Annotated in this window: 19 protein-coding genes; 12 read left to right on the top strand and 7 right to left on the bottom strand. The window is 38.4% G+C overall.

The features are described from left to right. Positions 1–9 precede the first annotated feature (9 nt). The 7 genes from NZ900_00950 to NZ900_00920 all read left to right on the top strand — a co-directional run bounded on the left by NZ900_00950 (position 10) and on the right by NZ900_00920 (position 6574). On the top strand, positions 10–540 hold the full coding sequence (locus NZ900_00950) for a TRAP transporter small permease (protein ID MCS7232662.1): 531 nt from the start codon (positions 10–12) through the stop codon (positions 538–540). Positions 541–792: 252 nt separating this feature from the next. Next, positions 793–1758 carry a shikimate dehydrogenase gene (gene aroE, locus NZ900_00945; protein ID MCS7232661.1) on the top strand — a complete coding sequence of 322 codons (966 nt, stop codon included), beginning with the start codon at positions 793–795 and terminating at the stop codon, positions 1756–1758. A 125-nt stretch (positions 1759–1883) separates the two neighbouring features. Beyond that, positions 1884–2669, top strand: coding sequence for a type I 3-dehydroquinate dehydratase (gene aroD / locus NZ900_00940; GenBank protein ID MCS7232660.1), 786 nt, complete (start codon positions 1884–1886; stop codon positions 2667–2669). A gap of 68 nt (positions 2670–2737) precedes the next feature. Then, positions 2738–3736 carry a tripartite tricarboxylate transporter substrate binding protein gene (locus tag NZ900_00935; protein ID MCS7232659.1) on the top strand — a complete coding sequence of 333 codons (999 nt, stop codon included), beginning with the start codon at positions 2738–2740 and terminating at the stop codon, positions 3734–3736. A 79-nt stretch (positions 3737–3815) separates the two neighbouring features. Further along, positions 3816–4292, top strand: coding sequence for a tripartite tricarboxylate transporter TctB family protein (locus tag NZ900_00930; protein MCS7232658.1), 477 nt, complete (start codon positions 3816–3818; stop codon positions 4290–4292). Between the two features lie 16 nt (positions 4293–4308). Beyond that, on the top strand, positions 4309–5832 hold the full coding sequence (locus NZ900_00925) for a tripartite tricarboxylate transporter permease (protein ID MCS7232657.1): 1524 nt from the start codon (positions 4309–4311) through the stop codon (positions 5830–5832). Further along, the gene (locus NZ900_00920) at positions 5813–6574 is read left to right on the top strand and encodes an IclR family transcriptional regulator (GenBank protein MCS7232656.1); all 762 of its coding nucleotides are present in this window, start codon (positions 5813–5815) and stop codon (positions 6572–6574) included. Before NZ900_00925 ends, NZ900_00920 begins: the two co-directional genes overlap by 20 nt. A gap of 5 nt (positions 6575–6579) precedes the next feature. On the opposite strand, the gene NZ900_00915 is transcribed toward NZ900_00920, so the two are convergent. The 7 genes from NZ900_00915 to NZ900_00885 form a co-directional block, all read right to left on the bottom strand. Next, positions 6580–6879, bottom strand: coding sequence for a hypothetical protein (locus tag NZ900_00915; protein MCS7232655.1), 300 nt, complete (start codon positions 6877–6879; stop codon positions 6580–6582). After that, positions 6851–9982, bottom strand: a complete 3132-nt coding sequence (locus tag NZ900_00910) for an efflux RND transporter permease subunit (protein ID MCS7232654.1) — start codon at positions 9980–9982, stop codon at positions 6851–6853. The genes NZ900_00915 and NZ900_00910 overlap by 29 nt, the downstream gene beginning before the upstream one ends. Further along, positions 9979–11145, bottom strand: coding sequence for an efflux RND transporter periplasmic adaptor subunit (locus NZ900_00905; protein MCS7232653.1), 1167 nt, complete (start codon positions 11143–11145; stop codon positions 9979–9981). Before NZ900_00905 ends, NZ900_00910 begins: the two co-directional genes overlap by 4 nt. Then, positions 11135–12475: a TolC family protein gene (locus NZ900_00900; GenBank protein ID MCS7232652.1), complete on the bottom strand. Its 1341-nt coding sequence runs from the start codon at positions 12473–12475 to the stop codon at positions 11135–11137. The genes NZ900_00905 and NZ900_00900 overlap by 11 nt, the downstream gene beginning before the upstream one ends. Further along, complete coding sequence (locus NZ900_00895) at positions 12456–13115, bottom strand: TetR/AcrR family transcriptional regulator (protein MCS7232651.1); 660 nt, start codon at positions 13113–13115, stop codon at positions 12456–12458. Before NZ900_00895 ends, NZ900_00900 begins: the two co-directional genes overlap by 20 nt. A gap of 102 nt (positions 13116–13217) precedes the next feature. Beyond that, the gene (locus tag NZ900_00890; GenBank protein MCS7232650.1) at positions 13218–13835 is read right to left on the bottom strand and encodes a lysine exporter LysO family protein; all 618 of its coding nucleotides are present in this window, start codon (positions 13833–13835) and stop codon (positions 13218–13220) included. Beyond that, complete coding sequence (locus tag NZ900_00885; GenBank protein MCS7232649.1) at positions 13825–14106, bottom strand: lysine exporter LysO family protein; 282 nt, start codon at positions 14104–14106, stop codon at positions 13825–13827. Before NZ900_00885 ends, NZ900_00890 begins: the two co-directional genes overlap by 11 nt. A 148-nt stretch (positions 14107–14254) precedes the next feature. On the opposite strand from NZ900_00885, the gene raiA reads away from it, so the two are divergent. From raiA to secA, 5 genes are read left to right on the top strand one after another with little or no spacing between them, the layout of a single operon-like run. Continuing rightward, positions 14255–14782: a ribosome-associated translation inhibitor RaiA gene (gene raiA / locus NZ900_00880; protein ID MCS7232648.1), complete on the top strand. Its 528-nt coding sequence runs from the start codon at positions 14255–14257 to the stop codon at positions 14780–14782. A gap of 12 nt (positions 14783–14794) precedes the next feature. Next, complete coding sequence (locus tag NZ900_00875) at positions 14795–15880, top strand: alanine--glyoxylate aminotransferase family protein (protein ID MCS7232647.1); 1086 nt, start codon at positions 14795–14797, stop codon at positions 15878–15880. Beyond that, complete coding sequence (gene serA, locus NZ900_00870) at positions 15873–17456, top strand: phosphoglycerate dehydrogenase (GenBank protein MCS7232646.1); 1584 nt, start codon at positions 15873–15875, stop codon at positions 17454–17456. The genes NZ900_00875 and serA overlap by 8 nt, the downstream gene beginning before the upstream one ends. Beyond that, positions 17453–18091 carry an alpha-ribazole phosphatase gene (gene cobC, locus NZ900_00865; protein ID MCS7232645.1) on the top strand — a complete coding sequence of 213 codons (639 nt, stop codon included), beginning with the start codon at positions 17453–17455 and terminating at the stop codon, positions 18089–18091. The genes serA and cobC overlap by 4 nt, the downstream gene beginning before the upstream one ends. Continuing rightward, the gene (gene secA / locus NZ900_00860; GenBank protein MCS7232644.1) at positions 18092–20650 is read left to right on the top strand and encodes a preprotein translocase subunit SecA; all 2559 of its coding nucleotides are present in this window, start codon (positions 18092–18094) and stop codon (positions 20648–20650) included. The last annotated feature ends 4 nt before the right edge of the window (positions 20651–20654 follow it).

Raw genomic sequence — 20654 nt, 5'->3', positions numbered from 1 at the left:
GAGATAAAGATGAATTTTATTAAGGGCTTTGATAGAGCTTTAGGAAAGTTTTTACGAGGTATGAGTATATTTTCTTTAAGCGCTCTCTTTTTTCTTGTTTTAGGTAATGTGGTTTTCCGCTTTATACCCGTTTTTTCTTTTGGATGGTTTGACGAGATAGTGGAGATGATGTTTGCTTACTTTGTTTTTTATGGTTCAGCTGCTTTATGGCGAGAGGGAGAACATTTTGTGGTTTACCTTATTCCCTCTAGGTTTAAGGGAAAGGCTAGGAAGGCCTTTGATATTGCTATTAGTATTATAAATATTCTCTTTTTCCTTACGCTTTTTATATATAGTTTAAAGCTTACGGTCATAGCCACTGATTGGACTCCTATATTTAGGCTCCCCAAACGTATTTTATATTCCTGTATGCCTATATCGGGCTTTATCATGTTGCTTTATTCCATAGCATCCTTTATATGCCGACTTAAATTTAAAGATAAGGTTAAAGAATGTCCCATGGAGGAAAGCCTTGAACAAAAGGAGCCCTTGACCTATTGACAGGTTTATCTCTTTGTGATATATAATTAAGCAATAGCTTAAGAGGGAGGTATTCCCGTGGTCAAAAGCGTAGCCAACCTTAATGTGTGGTTTTCCTTTTATTATTATTTTTACTTTACTTGGCCCGCCAAGTTGCGGGAAAGGTTGGCTATGCTTTGTAAGAGGTAGGAATCTACCTCTAAGGCTTGAACGAAAAGCCGCCACCTTTCCCGGTGGCGGCTTTTTTTATTACTCTTTTGGGAGGTGGTATCTTTGGGGTCTTCCCTAGCGAGATTGGAAAGTTTAAAAGAAATGGATAGGCTTTATTATGATAGTTTTATACCAACAGTTAAAACTAAGTATTTAGGAATTGTGGGGTATCCCCTTTCTAAAAGCCTTTCTCCAAAGTTACACAATGCTTGTTTTAGAAAGCTAGGTTTAGATTATCTATATCTGCCTATCGAGGTTAGGGAAGAAGGGTATCTTGAAGGAATAGTTAAAGGAATGTCCTATTTTAACTTTGTTGGTTTTAATGTAACCATTCCTTGGAAAGAGAAGGTTATTGATTTTCTCAATGAGCTTGATGAAAGTGCATCTCTTTGTAAGTCTGTAAATACTATAGCCCTTAAAGATGGGAAGCTTATAGGCTATAACACCGATGGTATGGGTTTTATGATTTCTTTCATAGAGGCTTTTGGGGAAGGCCCTAAGGGTAAAAGGGTTCTAATACTTGGAGCTGGGGGTTCCGCTAGATCAATATCCTTTGAGATGCTTAAAAGTGGGGTAGAAGCCTTAGTTATAGTTAATAGGAGTGTTGAAAGAGGAGAAAGGTTGGTTAAGGATTTAAACAAGCTTTTTCCTGGAAAGAGTAGTTTTATCCCGTTAAGTGAGTTAAAAATTGGTATGGCAAGAGAGTTTGATGTTATTATAAACACCACTAGCGTTGGAATGTATTCTTCTAAAGAAGAGTCTCTCCTTTGCGAGGAGGACTTTAGGGCAAACCAGTTAGTGTGTGACATAGTTTATGATCCCCCAAAAACTAAAATGCTTCAGTGTGCTGAGAGAGTCGGAGCTAAAACTCTTTCTGGTAAAGGAATGTTGATTTATCAAGCCGCTTTAGCTTTTAAGATTTGGACAGATTCAGAACCAGATATTAATTTGATGTTTGAGGTTTTTGACGCTCATTTTGATACGTCTTTTAGTTTTCATAAATATGATAAAATTACCAGATTTGTATAGTTTATTTTTGGTTTCCAGATATCTATAGAAGTTTATAGGTTGACATGCCATAATGCGTATAATATAATTATTTTGAGCTCTTATATACTAGAATTATTTTTCACAAAGTAGAAAGGGGTGGAAAAGTGAGATTAGCTTGTTTGCATCCCCTAGGCGTTAGAAAGAAGGTTTTAGGTGGTCCTAGGCCCGTGCTTTGTATACCCCTTGTAGCTCGTTCACAAGAAGAGGTTTTTAAAGTTGCTGATTTTATTTTTTCCTTTGGGCCAGATTTTATAGAGCTTAGAATAGACTATTGGGATTTTTTAGAAGATGTTTCTAAAGTTATAGATGTGATTTTCTTATTAAGGAAAAAGTTTCCAGATACCCCGTTTATCCTTACCTGTAGGGATTTTAAGGAAGGTGGATTTAAGGATATTGACCTTGATCTGAAAAGAAAGATCTATATTAAAGCGCTTGAGGAAAATCTCGTTGATTTTATAGATCTTGAGCTTGCCTTAGGACAGGATTATATAAATTCTATTAAGGTAAGAAAAGGAACATCCTTTTTGATTTTGTCTTATCATGAGTTTTCTGAAGAGTTATCTGAGGATGAAATCTTTGCAAAGTTTTCTCAAGAGGTTTTTTGTGGTGCTGATGTAGCTAAGGTTGCAATTATGCCAAAATCACATGATGATTTAATATCTCTCCTTAATGCTACATTGCGTGCTAGGAAAGCTTTTCCTAATACTCCTATCATCAGCATGGCTATGGGAAGAATTGGCATTTTAAGTAGAATTGTTGGTTTCGCTTGGGGTTCAGATTTAAGTTTTGCTATGCTATCTGAGGCTTCTGCTCCGGGTCAGGTTCCTGCTTCTATTCTTTCCGAGCTCTTTAAAATTTTTGAAAATCTGGGTATGTGGGAAAGGGGGTGACTAACTCAGAAAAAAGTTTAAGCCGTAATAGTTTTAAACTTTAGCTTAGCTGAGAAGGGGGGATACTTGTGTTTAAAAGGTTTGTATTAGTGCTTATATGTGTGGGAGTTATTTTATGGGGTGGAATTTCATTTGCTTCCTATCCTGAGAAAGAGATCCAAGGCACTATTCAATGGGGAGCAGGTGGAGCTACGGACGTTATTTCAAGGGCCATAGCCCCATTGGCTGAGGCTTACTTGGGTAAGAAGATAATCTTAGTTAATAGGCCTGGAGCTACTGGAGTTATCGGTATGACTTATGTTTATAACCAGCCCGCGGATGGATATAATCTTCTTTTTGGAGCGGAGAACCCATCGATGTATAAGGTTTTAGGACTTGCGGAGATAGATTATGGTGATTTTGAGCCAATAATAATTATTGGTGCTGTTCCTAATGTTACGGTGGTTAAAGCTGATTCTAAATATAAGAGCTTCAAGGAGTTTCTGGAGGATGCTAAAGCTAATCCTGGAAAAGTTAAGATTGCTGCTACAGGTGTAGGAGGCGCTCCTTATGTCGTTTGTTCAATCATGAAGGTAGTTAGTGGTGTTGAGTTTAATATGGTAGAGTTTCCTGGTGAAGGACCTGGTCTTACAGCTCTTCTTGGGGGACATGTAGATGCTATGCCCTCTGGTATAGCTCCTGCGGCTGAGTTTTTAAGGGCCAAGATGTTAAGAGGTCTTATGGTATTTGACAAGAAGAGGCTTCCTGCTTTTCCGGATATTCCAGCTATAACGGAAGTTTATCCTGAGTATGACAAATATGTTCCCTACTATCCCTGGTATGGTGTTTTTGTGAAAAAAGGTACCCCAAAGGAGATAATTGACAAACTTACTGATGCTTTTAAGAAAGCATACGATGATCCTAAGTTTCAGGAATTTTTGGCTAAAAGGGATACCATACCGTTAGGCTTGACTGGAAAGGAAGCGAGGACATTCTTGGATAAGCAAAGATCTATAGCTTCTTGGCTTCTTTGGCAAGCTGGTGCTGCTAAAAAGTCTCCTGAGGAATTTGGTATCCCTAAGCCTTAAGATAGAAATTGTAGAGGGGCTTGGTAAGAACCTTACCAAGCCCCCTTAATTTTCTCTTCTCAAGGGGGAGGTAAGGGACATGAAAGAAAACCATTATTCTTTGTGGGGAGAGCTTTTATTTGCTCTTTTCTTTCTATGGGTGGGGATCTTTGCATATTACGAGGCTATGAGTATGACTTCAGGTACATGGTACTCCCCGTCAATTTTCCCAAAGTTAACCTCGCTGTTAATAGTTTCTCTATGCTTTTATGAAATTGTCGTTACCATTAAAAAGCTTGGTAACGTAAAAGTTGATATAAGAGCCATAAGTGGTCTTTTGAAGCATGCTTTAGATAGGAACGTTTTATTTATGATTTTAATGATGTTTCTTTTGGCGTTCATGCTTCCTGTGATTCACTTCACATCTGCTACTATAATTTTTCTTTTCACCTGTATGTTTTTCTATTGTGAAAGAAAGAATATAAAATCTTCCTTTTTGTATCTTATTTATTCAGTTGGTTTTGTGATCTTCTCAACAGTAGTTTTTAGGACAATTTTTAAGGTGATTCTTCCTTAAGGAGGGTTATATTAGAATGGGGAATTGGGAGTATCTTTTAATGCCTCTTTTAGACCTTAAGCTTCTTTTTTTAACAATTATTGGGACATTTGCGGGCATGTGGGTTGGAGCGATCCCAGGTTTAAGCGTTACTATGGCTGCCTCTTTGTTAATATCTTTTACATTTTCGTGGGATCTTTATAGTGCACTCGCTTTAATATGCGGTGTTTATATGGGTGGTGTTTACGGTGGTTCCATAACGGCGATATTGATAAATATTCCTGGGGCTCCTGCTGCTATTGCTACCGTTTTCGACGGTTATCCTTTAGCTCAGAGGGGAGAAGCTGGTAGAGCTATAGGTCTTGCTGTTACAACTTCTCTTATTGGGGGACTTATAGGGGTAATCATTCTTGCCATAGGAGCTCCAGCGGTATCCAAGTTTGCCTTAAAATTTGGTCCAAGGGAGTACTTTCTTTTGGGTGTTATGGGAATACTTCTTATTACTGGTATGGGACAAGGTTCTATGGTGAAGGGGATAATAGCTGGTGCTTTAGGAGTTTTGTTAAGTACTGTTGGTTTGGATCCAAGCACGGGAGAGCTCAGATATACCTTCGGTACAGTTTATCTCATGCAGGGAATAAGTTTTATACCTGCTATGATAGGATTATTTGGGGTTTCCGAAGCCTTGTTTCAGGTTCGTGGAGGGGCCCTCCCTCCTATAAAGCAAGTTGTTGATAAAGTCATACCAGATCTTAAAACTGTTTTGAAGCATTTACCTCTTGTTATAAGATCTTCCCTTATAGGGGTTTGGATAGGAGCTTTGCCTGGAACTGGTGGAGATGTAGCTGCTTTGATAGCTTATGATAGTGCAAGAAGGACTGTTAAGAACCCTTCAAGGCCATTTGGTCAGGGAGCCTATGAGGGAGTTATTGCTCCTGAGTCTGCAAATAACGCTGCAATCGGTGGGGCTTTCATACCTATGCTTACCCTTGGTATTCCTGGTGATGCTGTCACAGCCATAATAATAGGAGCGCTTTTTATTCATGGGTTGAAGCCGGGGCCGCTTCTTATGATCGAGACTCCTCAAGTTTTCTGGGTAATCGTTAGTTGCTTAACCATATCTGCTATTACCATGGTTCTCTTGGTCCTTTCTACATTGAAGGTTTTTCTTAAGCTCATAGAGATTCCTAAGAACATACTTATGCCTATGGTGGTTATGCTTTCTGTTATAGGAACTTATGCTATCCAGAATAGTCTTACGGATGTCTATTGGATGCTTGGTTTTGGAATCTTGGGGTACTTTATGAGGCTTTACGGATATGCTGTAGGGCCGATGGTTCTCGGAATTATCTTAGGGCCTATAATTGAAACTAACTTTCGTAGGTCCATGCAACTCGCTGAAAACAATCCTCTAGCCTTTATAGGAGACCTTTTTTCCTATCCCATTAGTCTTGTTCTTTCTATTGCTATAATATATATGATAGTTTCGCAAACTGGACTCTTGAAAAACCTGAGGAAGGGGAGGGAGGCGGTCTATAGCGATGGAAAGGGAAGTAGCTAAGTCTGTGAAGCGTGCTTTCTCTATTCTTTTGACTTTTTCGTCAGATTGTAGAAAGCAGAATCTAACAGAAATATCTCATAAGGTTAATCTGCCTTTATCTACCACTTCACGTATGGTTTCTGTTTTGTGTGAGCTTGGTTTTCTTCAAAAGGATGATGATAGAAAGGTTTATAGGTTAGGACCTGCTCTATACTATTTAAGTGCTATTGCTCGAGAGGACCTTGAGGTTAGAAATGTTGCTTTACCCTTTATGAGGAGACTTAGGGATAAATATAAGGAGACTGTTAATCTTTATATTCTTGATGGAGATTATAGGGTTTGTATAGAGCAAGTTGAAAGTCCTCTAGGTTTAAGGCGTGCTGCTCGAATTGGAGACAGGCTTCCTTTATGGGCAGGTTCATCGGGGAGATGCTTTTTAGCTTATATGGATAAGGAGGACGTGGAAAGAATTTTAAGTATGATAAAACCCTTTACTTCTAGCACAATTACGGATAAGGAGGAAATTTACAGGAGATTGGAGAAAATAAGAACCATAGGTTATGATATAAGTAACTCTGAAAGAGAGGAGGGAGTGGCCACGGTGGCCTCTCCCATTTTCGATTCTACGGGGAAGGTTGTAGCTTGTCTTGCTATTGCTGGTCCATCTTTTAGAATACTTCCTGTGGGAGAAGAACTTGCTAAAGCTGTAGTTGAAAGTGCAAGGGAAATCTCTCGGCGTATGGGATACATGCCGAAAGGTTAAAAGTGTTATATCTCTTCTATGTCTTGTATATATATTCTTATGGGAAGAGTTCCTGGTAAACCCTTTTTCTCTATATTGATTTTAAGATCCTTTAAAGAGTTTTTTTGATGATCATTTAGTTCTTTTAAGAATCCAAGAAACATTACCTCACGTCCAGGCCACACAGGGGTTGAAAGCCTTTTAATGTGGGGAGAGCTAAACCTCGCTCCATCTATCATTTCATATGTATCTATACCAATTTTTTCAAGGAACTCTATTACGTCCAGCTCATAAGCTTTATCGCAAAGAATCAGAAGAAGCTTCACTTAAAATCGCCTCCTTTTTACGAAGAAATAGGGGAATAATGTGTTCTTCATATATTGTGTAAACTACGGGGATCAAAACTAAGGTTACTAATGTACTTACTGTCATTCCTCCTATCATGGAAATAGCAAGGGCTTTCCATATTTCAGCTCCTTCTCCTTTATTCAAAGCTAATGGAAGCATGCCAAAGATAGTGGTTAATGTAGTCATTAGTACGGGTCTTAACCTTCTTCTTCCTGCTTCTTCAACAGCCTCGTAAAGTTTAACTCCTCTAGCTCTAAGGAGATTTGTGTAGTCTACTAACACTATGGCGTTGTTTACTACGATTCCTACAAGCATTACTATGCCCAGGAATCCTTGGATGGAAAGCGGAACGCCTGTAAGGAGAAAAGCAAAAACTGCTCCGGTTAAAGCAAACGGCACACTGAACATTATCACAAAGGGATGTCCGAAGGCTTCAAATTGACCGGCCATAACCATATAAACCAACACGATGCCTATCAGGAATAGCCATCCTAGTTGTTGGAAGGACTCTTCTTGTTGTTCTACCTCTCCTCCAAACTTTATTCTTATCCCTTGAGGTATTTCAATATTTGACAGAGCTTTTTCGATATCTTTAACCACTGCACCAAGAGCTCTTCCCGAAACATTACACTCAACGGTTATATACCTTTCTCTATCTTTTCTTAGAATTTCGCTTGTCCCGTAATCTTGCTTTATCTCTGCTATCGTGCCAAGCTTGACAAACTTTCCTGAAAGGCTTTGTATAGGTAGTTCTGCAAGCTTAGATATCTCATAGCTTCTTGCATTGCTAAGTTTTAGAGTAATATCATAGTTTTCTCCGCTTTCTGTGAATTCAGTTGGTGAGCTTCCGTAAAGGTAGCTTCTCAAAGTATCGGCTATAGTTGCTATATTTAAGTCTAAGAAGGAAGCTTTTTCTCTATCTATTAGTATATGAATTTCAGGGCGATCTTCTCTTTTACCTAAGGCAACATCTACAGTACCAGGGATCTCCTTGACCACCTTTTCTATTGATCTTGCCACTTTTGCTATTTCATTGAGATCGCTTCCATATATTTCTATTATGATGCTCTTACCACCCATAAACATAGATCTTATGCCGCTTGAGGCCTTAATGCTTACCTTTTCTATCCCTGGTAACAAGGAGAGGTATTTCCTTAACTCGTCTGCTATATTGCGGGCTCTTCTTTGTCTTTCCTTTAGGTCTTTTAACCTAATATATAAAGTTGCTGCATTTGGGCCTTCATTTTGGCCTAAGGCTTTTCCGAGACCCTGTTCTGTTTCACCGCAGAATCCTCCAGTGTGGACAACTTCTGGTACCTTTTCGTTAATATAAGATATAAGATTCTTTAAAACCTTGTTAGTATAATCTACGTTTGTTCCCTCTGGTAGGGTTATGTTTACTTCTAGATCTCCCGTATCTGGTTCTGGAACGAATTCTGTGTCTACAAATCTAAAGCCATATATGGTCATGATAAAGAGCAAAGAGGCTAAAGCGACAACCATCTTTTTATGCCTTAATGACCAAGATATTAATGCTTTATAATTGTTTTCTATCGATGATAAGATTCTATCTCCGATTTTTGCTATCAATCCTCTTTTTTGAAGAGTTTCTTCCCTTATAAGCTTTACTGTTGCTACTGGGGTTAGGGTTAAAGCTACCAGAAGAGATGCTGTTATAGCTCCAATCGTTACGATGCCAAGCGATCTAAAGAGAATACTTGTTAGTCCAGATATAAACATTAGAGGAACGAATACGACTATTGTAGTTAGGCTTGAGGCCATTATAGCGCTTCCGACTTCCTCTGTTCCGAGGACAGCAGCTATTTCAGGACGAGCTCCCTTTATTCTATATTCCATTATGCTATCTGTTACCACGATAGCGTTATCAACTACCATTCCAGAAGCTATAGCTAAAGCGCTTAAGGTCATAACGTTTATAGTAAAATTTGATATTTTCATTATAAGGAAGTTTATTATTAGAGAGAAAGGAATAGCAAAGGCTATTATCAAAGAGGGTTTTGCACTACCTAATAGAGCATACGTTACTATAATTACAAAGGCTATCCCATAAAGTAGGGAGGAAGTTAGGTTTCTTAAAGATAGAAATATGTATCTAGAGGTGTCTAGTACTAGGTTTAGCTTTACATAAGATGGTAGCGTTTTAGATATTTCTTCTAGCTTTTTTCTTACTCCTCTTGCTACCTCGACCGTGTTAGCATCGATGTTTTTCAAAGCTATTAATATCACGCTAGGCTTCCCCTCAGAGTAACTAAACATTTCTCTATCCTTGTAAGAATCTTCTACTTCGGCAATGTCTCTTAGTCTAACTATTTTGCCGCTAATATTTCCCAATACAGTATTGGCTATTTCGTCAGCATCTTTGAACTTTCCTGGAACTCTTATAAAGAATTCTGTCCTTCCTACTTTAAGTGAGCCTGCGGGGATATTTATGTTTTCAGCCGAAAGGGTACTTCTTAATCTTTGGATGCTTATCCCATAAGCTTCGAGCTTTTGTGGATCAAGCTTTATCTTTATTTCCCTTTCAAGCCCACCATAAACCATTATTCTTCCTACGCCTGGAACTTGTTTAAGTTTATCTCCTATTTCCCTTTCAGCTATGTGTCTTAAGCTTTCGTAGTGTTTTTCTGAATAGACGGATATAACAGCTACTGGGGCTATAGCGCTTGATAGTTTAAGTACTATCGGTTCTTCTGCTCCATCGGGTAAGTCTCTTTTTATAAAGTTTATTTGATCCCTTACATCGTTCATCCTTGCATCTAAGTCTGTTCCCCATTTGAAAGCCAGTGTTACTACTGATAAATTATCAAAGGATTTAGAATAGATGTTATCTATACCTTCTACTAGGGATAGCTGGTCCTCCAGCTTTTTGGTAACCTCTGTTTCTACATCTCCAGCTGAAGCTCCTGGCCAGGGAGTTATAACGCTTATAGATGGAATATCAAATTTTGGGAGTAAATCTATTGGCATGAAATATAAGGAGACCATCCCTAGAAGTATAGAAGCTAAGAATACCATTAATGTAGCTATTGGTTTTCTGACGGCAAGCGACGGAAGGTTCATTGAATTGCCACCTCCTTAACATCGAGTAAAACTCCTTCTTTAACTCCGCTTGTAACGGTTAAAATGACGAGCTCGTTAGGTGAAAGCCCTTTTATTACCTCTATCTTATCTTCACTTCTATTACCTATAGTTATTTCCTTTATCCTTGCTCTTCTGTTCTCATCCACTATAAATACATAATAGGTTCCTGTTCCCTCAAATCTCTTTAAAGCTTGCTGAGGAACAAACAATACTTCTTTTTCTCCTATGTCTATCTTTACTCTTGTAAACATGCCAGGTTTTAATAGAAGCTCCTTGTTATCTACCTCTATTTCTACTTCAGCTGTTCTCGTTTTAGGATCTACAATAGGAGATATAAGCCTTATCTTTCCTAGAAATTTTCTATCAGGGTATGCATCAGCTAATATTTCTGCTCCCATTCCCGGTTTAATTCCATGAAGGTAGTTTTCAGGAACAGACACTTTTACTTTAACCCTGGAAATGCTATTTATCTTAAATATAGGATGAGAAACGCTTACAATTTCTCCTACTTCTATCTTTCTTTCAGATATAATTCCGGAAGCCGGTGCTAATATTTGATGATAGCTTCTCGTTAACTCGAGTTGCCTTATCAAAGCTTCTACCTCCTCGAGCTTCCTTTTGGCTACCTCTAAAGCAGCTTTAGCTGCAAGATATTGCCCTTCTATTTGGTCAAGCTGTTGCTTTGGTACGACTTCCTCTTCATAAAGCTTTTTAATTCTCTCATAATCCTTTCGAAGGGTTGAAACTTGAATTTCTGCCTGTCTTATTGCTGCACTTGCAGATGCTTTAGAGGCATTAGCTTGTTTAAGTTGAGCATCTATCATTTCTGTATCAAGTTCAGCTAGAACTTCTCCATTTTTAACAAGATCTCCTACTTCCTTATAGATTTTTATAACCTTACCTCCGCTTACCCTTGGGAAAACAGCTATATCTTCATAAGCGGAAGTAGTTCCTGTCAGATTAATCATGATCTTCATTTTGGTTTGAGATACTCTAAAGGCTTCAACTGGAATGGACTTTTCCTCTTGTGCAGACACCTTTTGTTTTAAGGCTTTTTCATGAGCTCTAAATGCTATAAGACCTGCAAAAGATGCTATAAATAGCAATACTATAAGGAAAACGAACAGTTTTTTACTTCTCATTTTTCATCACCTCATATCCACAATGATATTTTAAATCGGACCAGGATATCCAGACTTCGTACAAAGCATCTATAAGATGAGTTCTAGCCTCCTTTAAGGCGGTTTGGGCATCAAGAACGTCAATTATCGATGCAACCTGGGCGTTGTACCTTTTGACCATCATTTCATAATCAACCTTTGCGCTTTCTACCTCTTTTTTTGCTACTTCTAACCTCTCAAGAGCGGATTCAAGATTGAGGTAAGCATTTTCGACCCCTAAAAGTACATTGTTTTCTACTTTTTTATATGTGGCTAGAAGTTCATCTCTTATTCCCTTAGCCTTTTCTATATTTCCTTTAGTTTCTCCTCCATCGTATAGATTCCACTGAATGGCCAAAGCTATGTTCCACTCTTCTTCTTTAGGAGGAAAGCTTGAGTCATATTTCCCATATTTTGCAGAAAGCACGTAACTTGGTTTAAGATTACCTGTAGCGGCTCTTATGTAACTTTCAGCTTGACTTAGTGCTCTTTGGATAGCTAAAAGTTCTGCTCTTTTGCTTTTAGCTATATCAAAGTATTGGTTTAACTCCATTAGCTTTATTTCAGGCTGGGAGGTGACATCTTCTGGTTCTACTTCCTCTTTTATGCCCAAAATGGTTTTTAAAGAGGCTTTTGCTATCCTGAAAGAATTTTGCGCTCTGAGGTATCCTAGTTTAGTATTTGAAAGCTCAACTCCAACCCTTAGAAGATCCGATTTAGGAACTACACCTTTTTCGTATAACTTTTTCACCCTATCCTGGTGAACTTCAAGGAGCTTTACCATATCTTCCATAAGCTCCATGTAGGCTTTGGCTTTAAGAACCGAATAATAAGCTTTTTCTGTTTCATGGATTATGTTGTTTTTAGTTGCTTCAAGATTTGCCTGTGCGGCCTTAACCCCATACTCTAAGGCATTAACTAAAGCTTGAACTTTTCCTCCTCCCCATATTAACCACTCAAGCTTTACTGCTAGAGAGAAGGTATCCTCAAGAGCTATTGGTATTGAGAAAAGTTTAACAGGTCTTCCATCCTGGATGGTGAATATAGGAATGGCCTTTTCCTCATTTATTCGAACATATGAAGATTCAAATTTCAGTTTAGGGAAAAGTCCTGCTCTGGCAGATTGAAGCTCTCCTTCTGCTTGTCTTACCTTAGCTTCGGCTTCCTTTATGGCAGGGTTATTTGATAAAGCTAAGTTTATAGCTTCATTGAGCTTTATGACTTTTGCATAGGTTAAGTGTCCTAAAAGGTGTAATAAAGTTAAAGATAAGATAAAACCTATTATTAAGACATTATTTTGTCGTAGTTTCATCTTGATCACCCCTCTTGTAAATATAGAAGGCTAGGATATCAAAGAATGAGGAGGTCATTTCCTTTAACTCTTTCCATAAACTTTCATTTCCTTGAAAAAGTAGAACTCTGAAAACAATAGCATAATGAAGTAGCGTTAGCAGTTTAGAAATATGTTCTAGATCAGTTTCTGATAAATGTAGGTTTCTTACTTTAAGCTCTCCTTCAAGAATTCTTCTATGTTTATTTATGTTTTCTTCCTCTATTTCAAGGAAAAAATTTTTGGCTTCTTCTGTTTTCCAAGCGCTGAATAAGATCTCATAAAATACTTTAAGCTGTTTTTCTAGTTTTCCTATAAGTGCGAAAGCTTTCTCTGTTTTCCTTCTCCACAACTCTTTTAGTGAAAGAGAATCATCCCCCTCTTCTTCGATGAGCTGATGGATCTTTTTGACCTCTTCTTTTATAAGTTCTCTAAATATTTCAAACTTGCTTTTAAAGTGCCAGTAAATGTTTCCTTTGCTTACTTTTGCTCTTTTAGCTATTTCGTCTACCGTGGTTTCTTTGAATCCCTTTTGGGCAAAGCATTCTAAAGCGGCATTAAGTATTTTTTCTCGGGTTAAAGCTTTTCTTTCATGTGTTCCCTTTTTACTGATTTTTATCAACTCCCTTCCTCTAAGATGGTGTGTAAATAGTATCATGGAACTGACCGGTCAGTCAATTATGGAAGAAGAAGAATAAAAAAGCATAACGCAGATTTTGAGAGTTTACCAGCCAAAATTCGACAAAATTCTATATATCGTTGGAACTAGGAATGGAACTAAAATGGTTATTATAACTCCAGATGTGAAGGAGAATATACCGATTTCTTTCCCAACGCTTTTTATTATGAATGGAAGGGCGGTATCCATAGCGGTTGCTCCTGCGGCTGCGATTGATCCAGATTTTCCAAAAAACTTGGCGATTAATGGCATTCCTACTATTACTATTAATTCTCTTAGGATGTTCGAAAAAAAACCTATGAGGGCTTGTTCTGGTCCGCCTATTTCTTTCAATATTAATGTTGTTAGACTATAATAGCCGCTTCCTACTGCTGATGCTACACCTATAGAAAGGGGTATTTTTAATAGTAAAGAGGCGAAAACCCCTCCTAAAAGGCTTCCAGCAAGACCGGTGAAGGTTATCGTGAATATGTCTTTTCTAAATGATTTTATGCTCTCCCATAATTTTGAATCTTTTCCCATATCTATGCCTATTGCTATGAACAGGGCTAAAAGTGCTCCCTTTATAGCGATAGAGTTGAAATTCTTTATTCCTATAGGAAGGATATTAAGATATCCAATGATAATACCAGTTGATAAAACTAAAAGCGGTTTAGGGTCCAATTTCTATCTTCCTCTCGCTTAACAATTTGCTTAAATAAGCGCTAAAGAACGTTGAAAATAGAGCTATCGTGATAGATTTTAAACCTATGCTTCCCAGGCTATAAATTACTTCTCTATAGCTTCCTATCTCCATTCCTATTAGAAATATCAGAATGTAAATTACGAGGCTTAAAGCTTTATCGGATTTATCCATAATCCAACTTGGTGCTAAGCTTTTTCTTCCTACCAGTATTCCTAAAGATAGTGTTAAAGCGAATAAAAATATATCCATTAAATTTCACCTCCAGCTTGTTACAGGGCTTACATTATATTATCATGAGAGACAATTTTAGGCAAAGGCTTTAAATTGATTACCCTTTTATGGTATACTATCATATAACCTTTTGGTAGCTTTAGGGAATTGGAAGGAGGGAGTTTATATGCAAGTTCGGATAACAGGAAGAGGAGTAGAAGTCACAGATTTTCTCAGGGACTATGCTGAGAAAAAAATATCAAAAATGACACGTTACTTTGATAGGATACTTGATGCTAATGTAATTTTCGAAATGGAAGGGAATTCTCCTCAAGTAGAAATAACTTTAGATGCTAATGGAGTTATACTTAGAGGTGTTGAAAGGGCAGATAATTTTCAAGTGGCTTTGGATTTTGCAATTGATAAGATAGAAAAGCAGTTAAGGAGGTTTAAGGATAAGCTTTCTAAGAAATATAAATTTAATATTCCTCCAGAGGAGGTGGCTCCAGTTATAGAAAAGCATCCTGAAGAGGAACCTAAAATAGTAAAAGTTAAAAGGTTTCAGCTTAAACCCATGTTTCCTGAGGAAGCTATAATGCAAATGGATCTTTTGGGGCATGATTTCTTTGTTTTTCTTAATGCTAATACTAATCAAATTAATGTGGTTTACAGAAGAAAAGATGGAGATTATGGATTGATAGAGCCTGCTATTTAGGGAGGTGTTTAGATGAGAGAAGTGCTTCTCATACCTGGCCCTACCCCTGTTCCTGAGGAAGTAAGGGCTTCAATGTTTGAAGATATGATAGACCATAGAGGACATGCTTTTGGTGAGCTTATGGGAAGGCTCCAGTTTAAGCTTAGAAAGGTTTTTATGACATCGAGGCCTGTTTATATATTTCCGGGAACGGGAACAGGTGCCCTTGAATGTGCGGTTTCTAATCTCTTTGATCATGGTGAGGAAGTTTTATCACTATCGAATGGCTCTTTTGCAGAGAGATGGGCTGAGATAGCTCAAAGAAGAGGGCTTAAAGTTGATGTTCTTGAGTTTCCATATGGTGAAGCTTGGGATCTTGAGTTGATCGAGAAAAAGCTGAAAGAAAAAAGGTACTCTGGCATATTAATGACGCATAATGAGACCTCAACGGGGGTTTTAAATCCTCTTAAGGAGACTGTCTCACTTATAAAAAGGTTAGCACCGGATACTTTAACATGTGTTGATGCTGTAAGTTCTCTTGGGGGAGCCCCTTTGAAGATGGATGAATGGGACATAGATGTTGTTTTGACAGCATCGCAGAAAGCCTTGATGTCTCCTCCTGGTTTGGCTTTAATCGCTGTAAGCGAAAGAGCTTTTAAGAAAGTTTTAAGCTTGACGCCATCCAGCTACTATTGGGATTTAAAACTTGCTGATGAGTTTCTTAATAAGTCGCCTAAGCAGACGCCCTATACACCGGCTTTAAGCTTACTTTACGCACTTGATAAAGCATTGACCCTTCTTATTGAGGAAGGGATCGAAAACTCTTGGAAAAGGCACAAGGAACTTTCTCAATTTTTGCGGGATGGCTTGAGAAAGATAGGATTTGATATTCTTCCTAAAGAAAATTACGCTTCACCTACGGTGAGCGCGATTAAAGTTCCGCAAGATATGAATCCTCATAAAATAAAGAAGGATCTTGAGAAAAAGGGAGTTATAGTTGCTGGTGGTATGGGGCCTATTAAAGATAAGGTCTTTAGAGTTGCCCATATGGGTAATGTTAGTAAGAATGACATAATAATTTTTCTAGATGCTCTAAAGGAGGTAGTAGATGGTGTATAGGATATGGATAACAGAAGACCTTGATGAGATAGGAATAGAGTGGCTTAAGAGCAAGGGAGCGGAGGTTGAGTACAGTCGTCCTACTTATGAGGAGATCCTTCAAAGGATTGGAGAATTTGATGCTCTTATAGTCAGGACTAACACTAGCGTTACAGAAGAGGTTATAGCTCGTGGTGTTCCAAGACTTAAGGTTGTTGGTAGAGCTGGTGTTGGTTTTGATAATATAGATACAGATGCAGCTACAAGGTATGGTGTTTTGGTCCTTAATGCTCCTTATGGTTATATGATTTCAACGGCTGAGCTTACAATTGGTCTTATGCTCGCTCTTTTGAGAAAAATACCCTTAGCTGATAGTTACATGAAGAAAGAGCAGTGGAAGAAGAAAGAGCTTCATGGGGTAGAGCTTTATGGAAAAGTCTTAGGAATAATAGGTGTGGGAAGGATAGGTAGACAGGTTGCTTTAAGAGCGAATGCCTTTGGCATGAAAATTCTTGGTTATGATCCTTATATAAGACAAGAGGATGTGGAAAAATATGGAGTTAAGCTTATTTCTTCCTTAGAAGAGCTTCTTCCGCAGGTTGATATTCTAACCCTTCATGTCCCGCTTACTGATGAAACTAAGTATATGATAGCAGAGAGAGAGCTTAGAATGATGAAAAGGGGTTCATTCATAATTAACTGTTCTAGGGGTAAGGTCATCAAAAGTAGTGCTCTTTACAAAGCTATAGTTGATGGGCATATAGCTGGTGCTGCATTAGATGTTCATGAGTGTGAACCTCCCACTGATTGGTCCTTGGTTAAGCTACCTCAGGTTATAGCTACACCACATATAGGTTCAGCAACCCATGAGGCTCAGCATAAGGTTGCCCTTGAAGTGGTTGAAGAGATATGGATGGCTTTACAGGGAGGTCCTGTAAGATCTTCTATAAATATGCCTTCTATGCCGCCCGAACTTTATGCTTACCTTAAACCTTACCTGTATCTTTCTGAAAAAATGGGGCAATTTATGGGACAGTGGATAAAAAGGCATGTTGATGAAATAAGACTAACTTATATAGGTGATGTGGTTGACCTTCCTTATTCTCTTATAACTGCTGCTTTTGCCAAAGGGATTCTTGATCCTGTTTTAGGCGAACCTGTTAATTATATAAATGCTGTTTGTATGGCTAAGGAGAGGGGAATAGTTGTTACAGAGTCAGTTGGCAAGGCAGAGGGAGAGTTTACAAACTTAGTTAGAGTTGAAGTTAGGGTTGGTAAGGAGTATTATGAAATAGCTGGTACTCTGATAGGAAGAAACATTCCTAAGATAGTTGAAATAGATGGTTTTAGAGTAGATGTAGAGCCTAAGGGTAATATAATACTTACAAGGCATAATGATAGACCTGGGATGATAGGGAAAATAGGTAGCATACTTGGAGAGAATAACATAAATATAGCTAACATGTATGTGGGTAGGAAGGAAATAAGGGGAGAAGCTGTTATGACCTTATGTGTTGATGAACCTGTTCCTCCAGATGTTTTAGATAAGATAAGATCCATAGATGGTTTTGAGAGGGTAGATTTTATATCTCTATGAGGTTGATTGTGGCAAGACACGGCGAGACTGACTGGAATAAGGAGTGTAGATATCAAGGGAGGATAGACACCCCTTTGAATGAGAACGGAATAAAACAGGCCTTTTTACTTGGCGAAGCTCTTTCTGATGAGGGAATTGATGTGATATTTTCAAGCCCATTAAGAAGAGCTCTTGATACAGCTAAGATAATAAGCATAAAAGTTAGTGTTCCTATTTTTGTTAGAGATGAGCTTAGCGAAATACACCATGGAGAGTGGGAGGGCATGCTTTTGAGCGAAGTTAGAGAGAAGTACGCTGATGCTTTTGAAAGGTGGAGGAAAGATCCTGAGAGAATGACCATTCCGTCGGGGGAAAACTTAACTATGGTTTTAAACAGGGTAAAGCCTCTTTTAGATCACATCATTGAAAAGTATAATAGAAAAACTGTCCTTATAGTGGCACATGGCGGTGTTAATAGAGTTATTTTCTGTTATCTTCTTAATCTTCCTTTGTCTTATTTTTGGAAATTTAGGCAGGACAACGCTAACCTTTCAATATTAGAAAGCCTTGATGGTAATAGGGGTTTCTGCTTAAAAAGGTTTAATGATACTTGTCATTTATGCTCCCCTAATAGGGCCTTGGAGGGGGCGCTTTAAATGGTTTTAGGTGTGTTTAAAAAGGTTTTAGGGCTTGATCCTAATGAAAGAGAACTAAAAAGGTTGGGCAAGATTGTTACGCGTATAAATGAGCTTGAACCAGTGATGGAGAAACTATCTGATGAGGAGCTAGCTCGTAAGACTGTGGAGTTTAAGGAGAGATTATCGCAAGGAGCCAAGCTCGATGATCTTCTGATAGAAACTTTCGCTGTGGTAAGGGAAGTTTCAAAGAGAACTATAGGCTTAAGACATTTCGATGTCCAGCTTATGGGTGGTATAGTTCTTCATGAGGGGAAAATAGCAGAAATGAAAACCGGGGAGGGTAAGACGCTTGTTGCTACCCTTCCCGTTTATCTTAATGCCCTTTTAGGTAGAGGAGTTCATGTTGTAACGGTAAATGACTATCTCGCTAAGAGAGATACCGAATGGATGGGCCCTATATATAAATTTCTTGGTTTAAGTGTAGCTTACCTTTATAATGGCATGCCTTTCGATGAAAGAAAAAGGGCGTATCAAGCTGACATTACTTACGGGACTAATAGTGAGTTTGGCTTTGATTATCTGAGGGATAACATGGTCTATTCTTTAGATGATGCTGTTCAGAGAGGGCATTACTATGCTATAGTGGATGAGGTTGACTGTATTCTTATAGATGAAGCAAGAACCCCACTTATAATATCTGGTCCTTCTGAAGATGATCCCAGCATATACTATAAGGTTAATAATATCGTCAAGTTTTTAAAACCTGGTGATGATTTCGAGGTTAACGAGAAGGAAAGAAACGTGGTTTTAACGGAGAAGGGTATAGAAAAAGCCGAGAAACTCCTTGGAGTTAAGAGCTTATATGAGGATTTAAATAGTGAGCTAGCTCATAGACTTATTCAGGCCTTAAGAGCACATTATCTGTTTAAGAGGGATGTGGATTATGTCGTTAAGGATGGTGAAGTTATAATAGTTGATGAGTTCACGGGAAGATTGATGTTTGGAAGAAGATATAGTGATGGTCTTCATCAAGCTATAGAGGCGAAAGAAGGTTTAAGAGTGAGAAGCGAGACCCAAACCCTTGCTACTATAACAATACAGAATTACTTTAGGATGTATGAAAAGCTTGCTGGTATGACTGGTACTGCTGCGACCGAAGCTGAGGAGTTTAAAGAGATTTACAAGCTTGACGTTGTGGTTATACCTACACATAAGCCTATGATTAGGATAGATTATCCTGATGTTATATATAGAACTGAAAGGGAAAAGTTTAACGCTGTTGTTGATGAAATAGAAGAGCTTTATAAAGTCGGGAGACCTGTTCTTGTGGGAACTACCTCGATAGAAAAATCCGAGAAGCTTTCGAAACTTCTTAGGGCTCGTGGCATACCTCATCAAGTACTCAATGCGAAGTATCACGAGAAAGAAGCTCAAATAGTTGCTCAAGCTGGTAGAGTTGGTGCAGTTACTATTGCTACTAATATGGCAGGAAGAGGAACGGATATTCTTTTGGGTGGTAACCCTGATTTTCTTGCGAAAGAGGAACTTAAGAGAATGGGCAAGGATCCAAGCGAAGTATCTTCAGAAGAGTGGAGAAAGTTATACGAAAAGTGGAAAAAAGTTACTGATGAGGAGCATAAAAAGGTAGTCGAACTTGGCGGGCTTCACATAATAGGAACAGAAAGGCATGAGGCAAGAAGGATAGATAATCAGCTTAGGGGTAGGGCTGGGAGACAAGGGGATCCAGGTTCCTCTCGATTTTATCTTTCTTTGGAGGATGATCTACTTAGACTTTTTGGTTCCGATAGAATATCTTCATTGATGGAAAAGCTTGGTATGAAAGAAGGAGAGGCAATAGAGCATCCTTGGCTTACTAAGGCCATAGAGGCGGCCCAAAAGAAGGTCGAAAGCATGCACTTTGAAGCAAGAAAATATCTTTTAGCTTATGATGACGTTATGAATAAGCAAAGAGAGGTAATATATAAGGAGCGAAAATATGTTCTTGAAAATCTGCAACTTAAAGAGCATTTGTTTAAAATGGTTGAGGATGTGATAGATCTTTTGCTCGATGCTTATGTGGGAGAGGAAATAAGGCCTGAAGAGAGGGATGTTAAAGGGTTTATTCATAAATTAAAAGGCCTCTTTCCCTTTAGCGTAGATATAACCGAGGAAGAGGTTCTCGAGGGGCGGCGGGAGGATATAAAAGTAAAGATTCTTTCTAAGGCAAAAGAGTTTTATGAGGACAAGGAAAGAAGAGTAGGCCCTGATGTTATGAGACAATTAGAAAAGCTAGTAATGCTTCATGTTATAGACACAAGGTGGAAAGAACATCTTTTAGCCTTAGATCATTTACGCCAAGGTATAGGTTTAAGAGCGTACGGGCAGAAAGATCCTCTTTTAGAATATCAGTTTGAAGCTTTTGAGCTATTTAAGGAGCTTATTGCAAGAATAAAAGAGGAGATAATAACTTATCTTTTCAGAGTAGAAATAGTTCCTCATCGAGAAAGGCAGGAAAGAGTTTTCAGGGATCACCTTCCCGCTTCTTCGCCTAAAAAGAAGAAGAGAAGAAAGGGCTGATAAG

This window comes from Synergistota bacterium (assembly GCA_025060595.1).
In the GTDB taxonomy this organism is placed as follows: Bacteria; Synergistota; GBS-1; order GBS-1; family GBS-1; genus 42-11.
This window is presented reverse-complemented; position numbering and strand designations above follow the sequence as displayed.

Excerpts from the sequence above, each read along its gene's own strand:
- NZ900_00950 (MCS7232662.1), top strand. The coding sequence starts at position 10 with ATGAATTTTATTAAGGGCTTTGATAGAGCTTTAGGAAAGTTTTTACGA.
- NZ900_00930 (MCS7232658.1), top strand. The coding sequence starts at position 3,816 with ATGAAAGAAAACCATTATTCTTTGTGGGGAGAGCTTTTATTTGCTCTT.
- NZ900_00925 (MCS7232657.1), top strand. The coding sequence starts at position 4,309 with ATGGGGAATTGGGAGTATCTTTTAATGCCTCTTTTAGACCTTAAGCTT.
- NZ900_00920 (MCS7232656.1), top strand. The coding sequence starts at position 5,813 with ATGGAAAGGGAAGTAGCTAAGTCTGTGAAGCGTGCTTTCTCTATTCTT.
- NZ900_00910 (MCS7232654.1), bottom strand. The coding sequence starts at position 9,982 with ATGAACCTTCCGTCGCTTGCCGTCAGAAAACCAATAGCTACATTAATG.
- NZ900_00905 (MCS7232653.1), bottom strand. The coding sequence starts at position 11,145 with ATGAGAAGTAAAAAACTGTTCGTTTTCCTTATAGTATTGCTATTTATA.
- NZ900_00900 (MCS7232652.1), bottom strand. The coding sequence starts at position 12,475 with ATGAAACTACGACAAAATAATGTCTTAATAATAGGTTTTATCTTATCT.
- NZ900_00885 (MCS7232649.1), bottom strand. The coding sequence starts at position 14,106 with ATGGATATATTTTTATTCGCTTTAACACTATCTTTAGGAATACTGGTA.
- raiA (MCS7232648.1), top strand. The coding sequence starts at position 14,255 with ATGCAAGTTCGGATAACAGGAAGAGGAGTAGAAGTCACAGATTTTCTC.
- NZ900_00875 (MCS7232647.1), top strand. The coding sequence starts at position 14,795 with ATGAGAGAAGTGCTTCTCATACCTGGCCCTACCCCTGTTCCTGAGGAA.
- cobC (MCS7232645.1), top strand. The coding sequence starts at position 17,453 with ATGAGGTTGATTGTGGCAAGACACGGCGAGACTGACTGGAATAAGGAG.
- secA (MCS7232644.1), top strand. The coding sequence starts at position 18,092 with ATGGTTTTAGGTGTGTTTAAAAAGGTTTTAGGGCTTGATCCTAATGAA.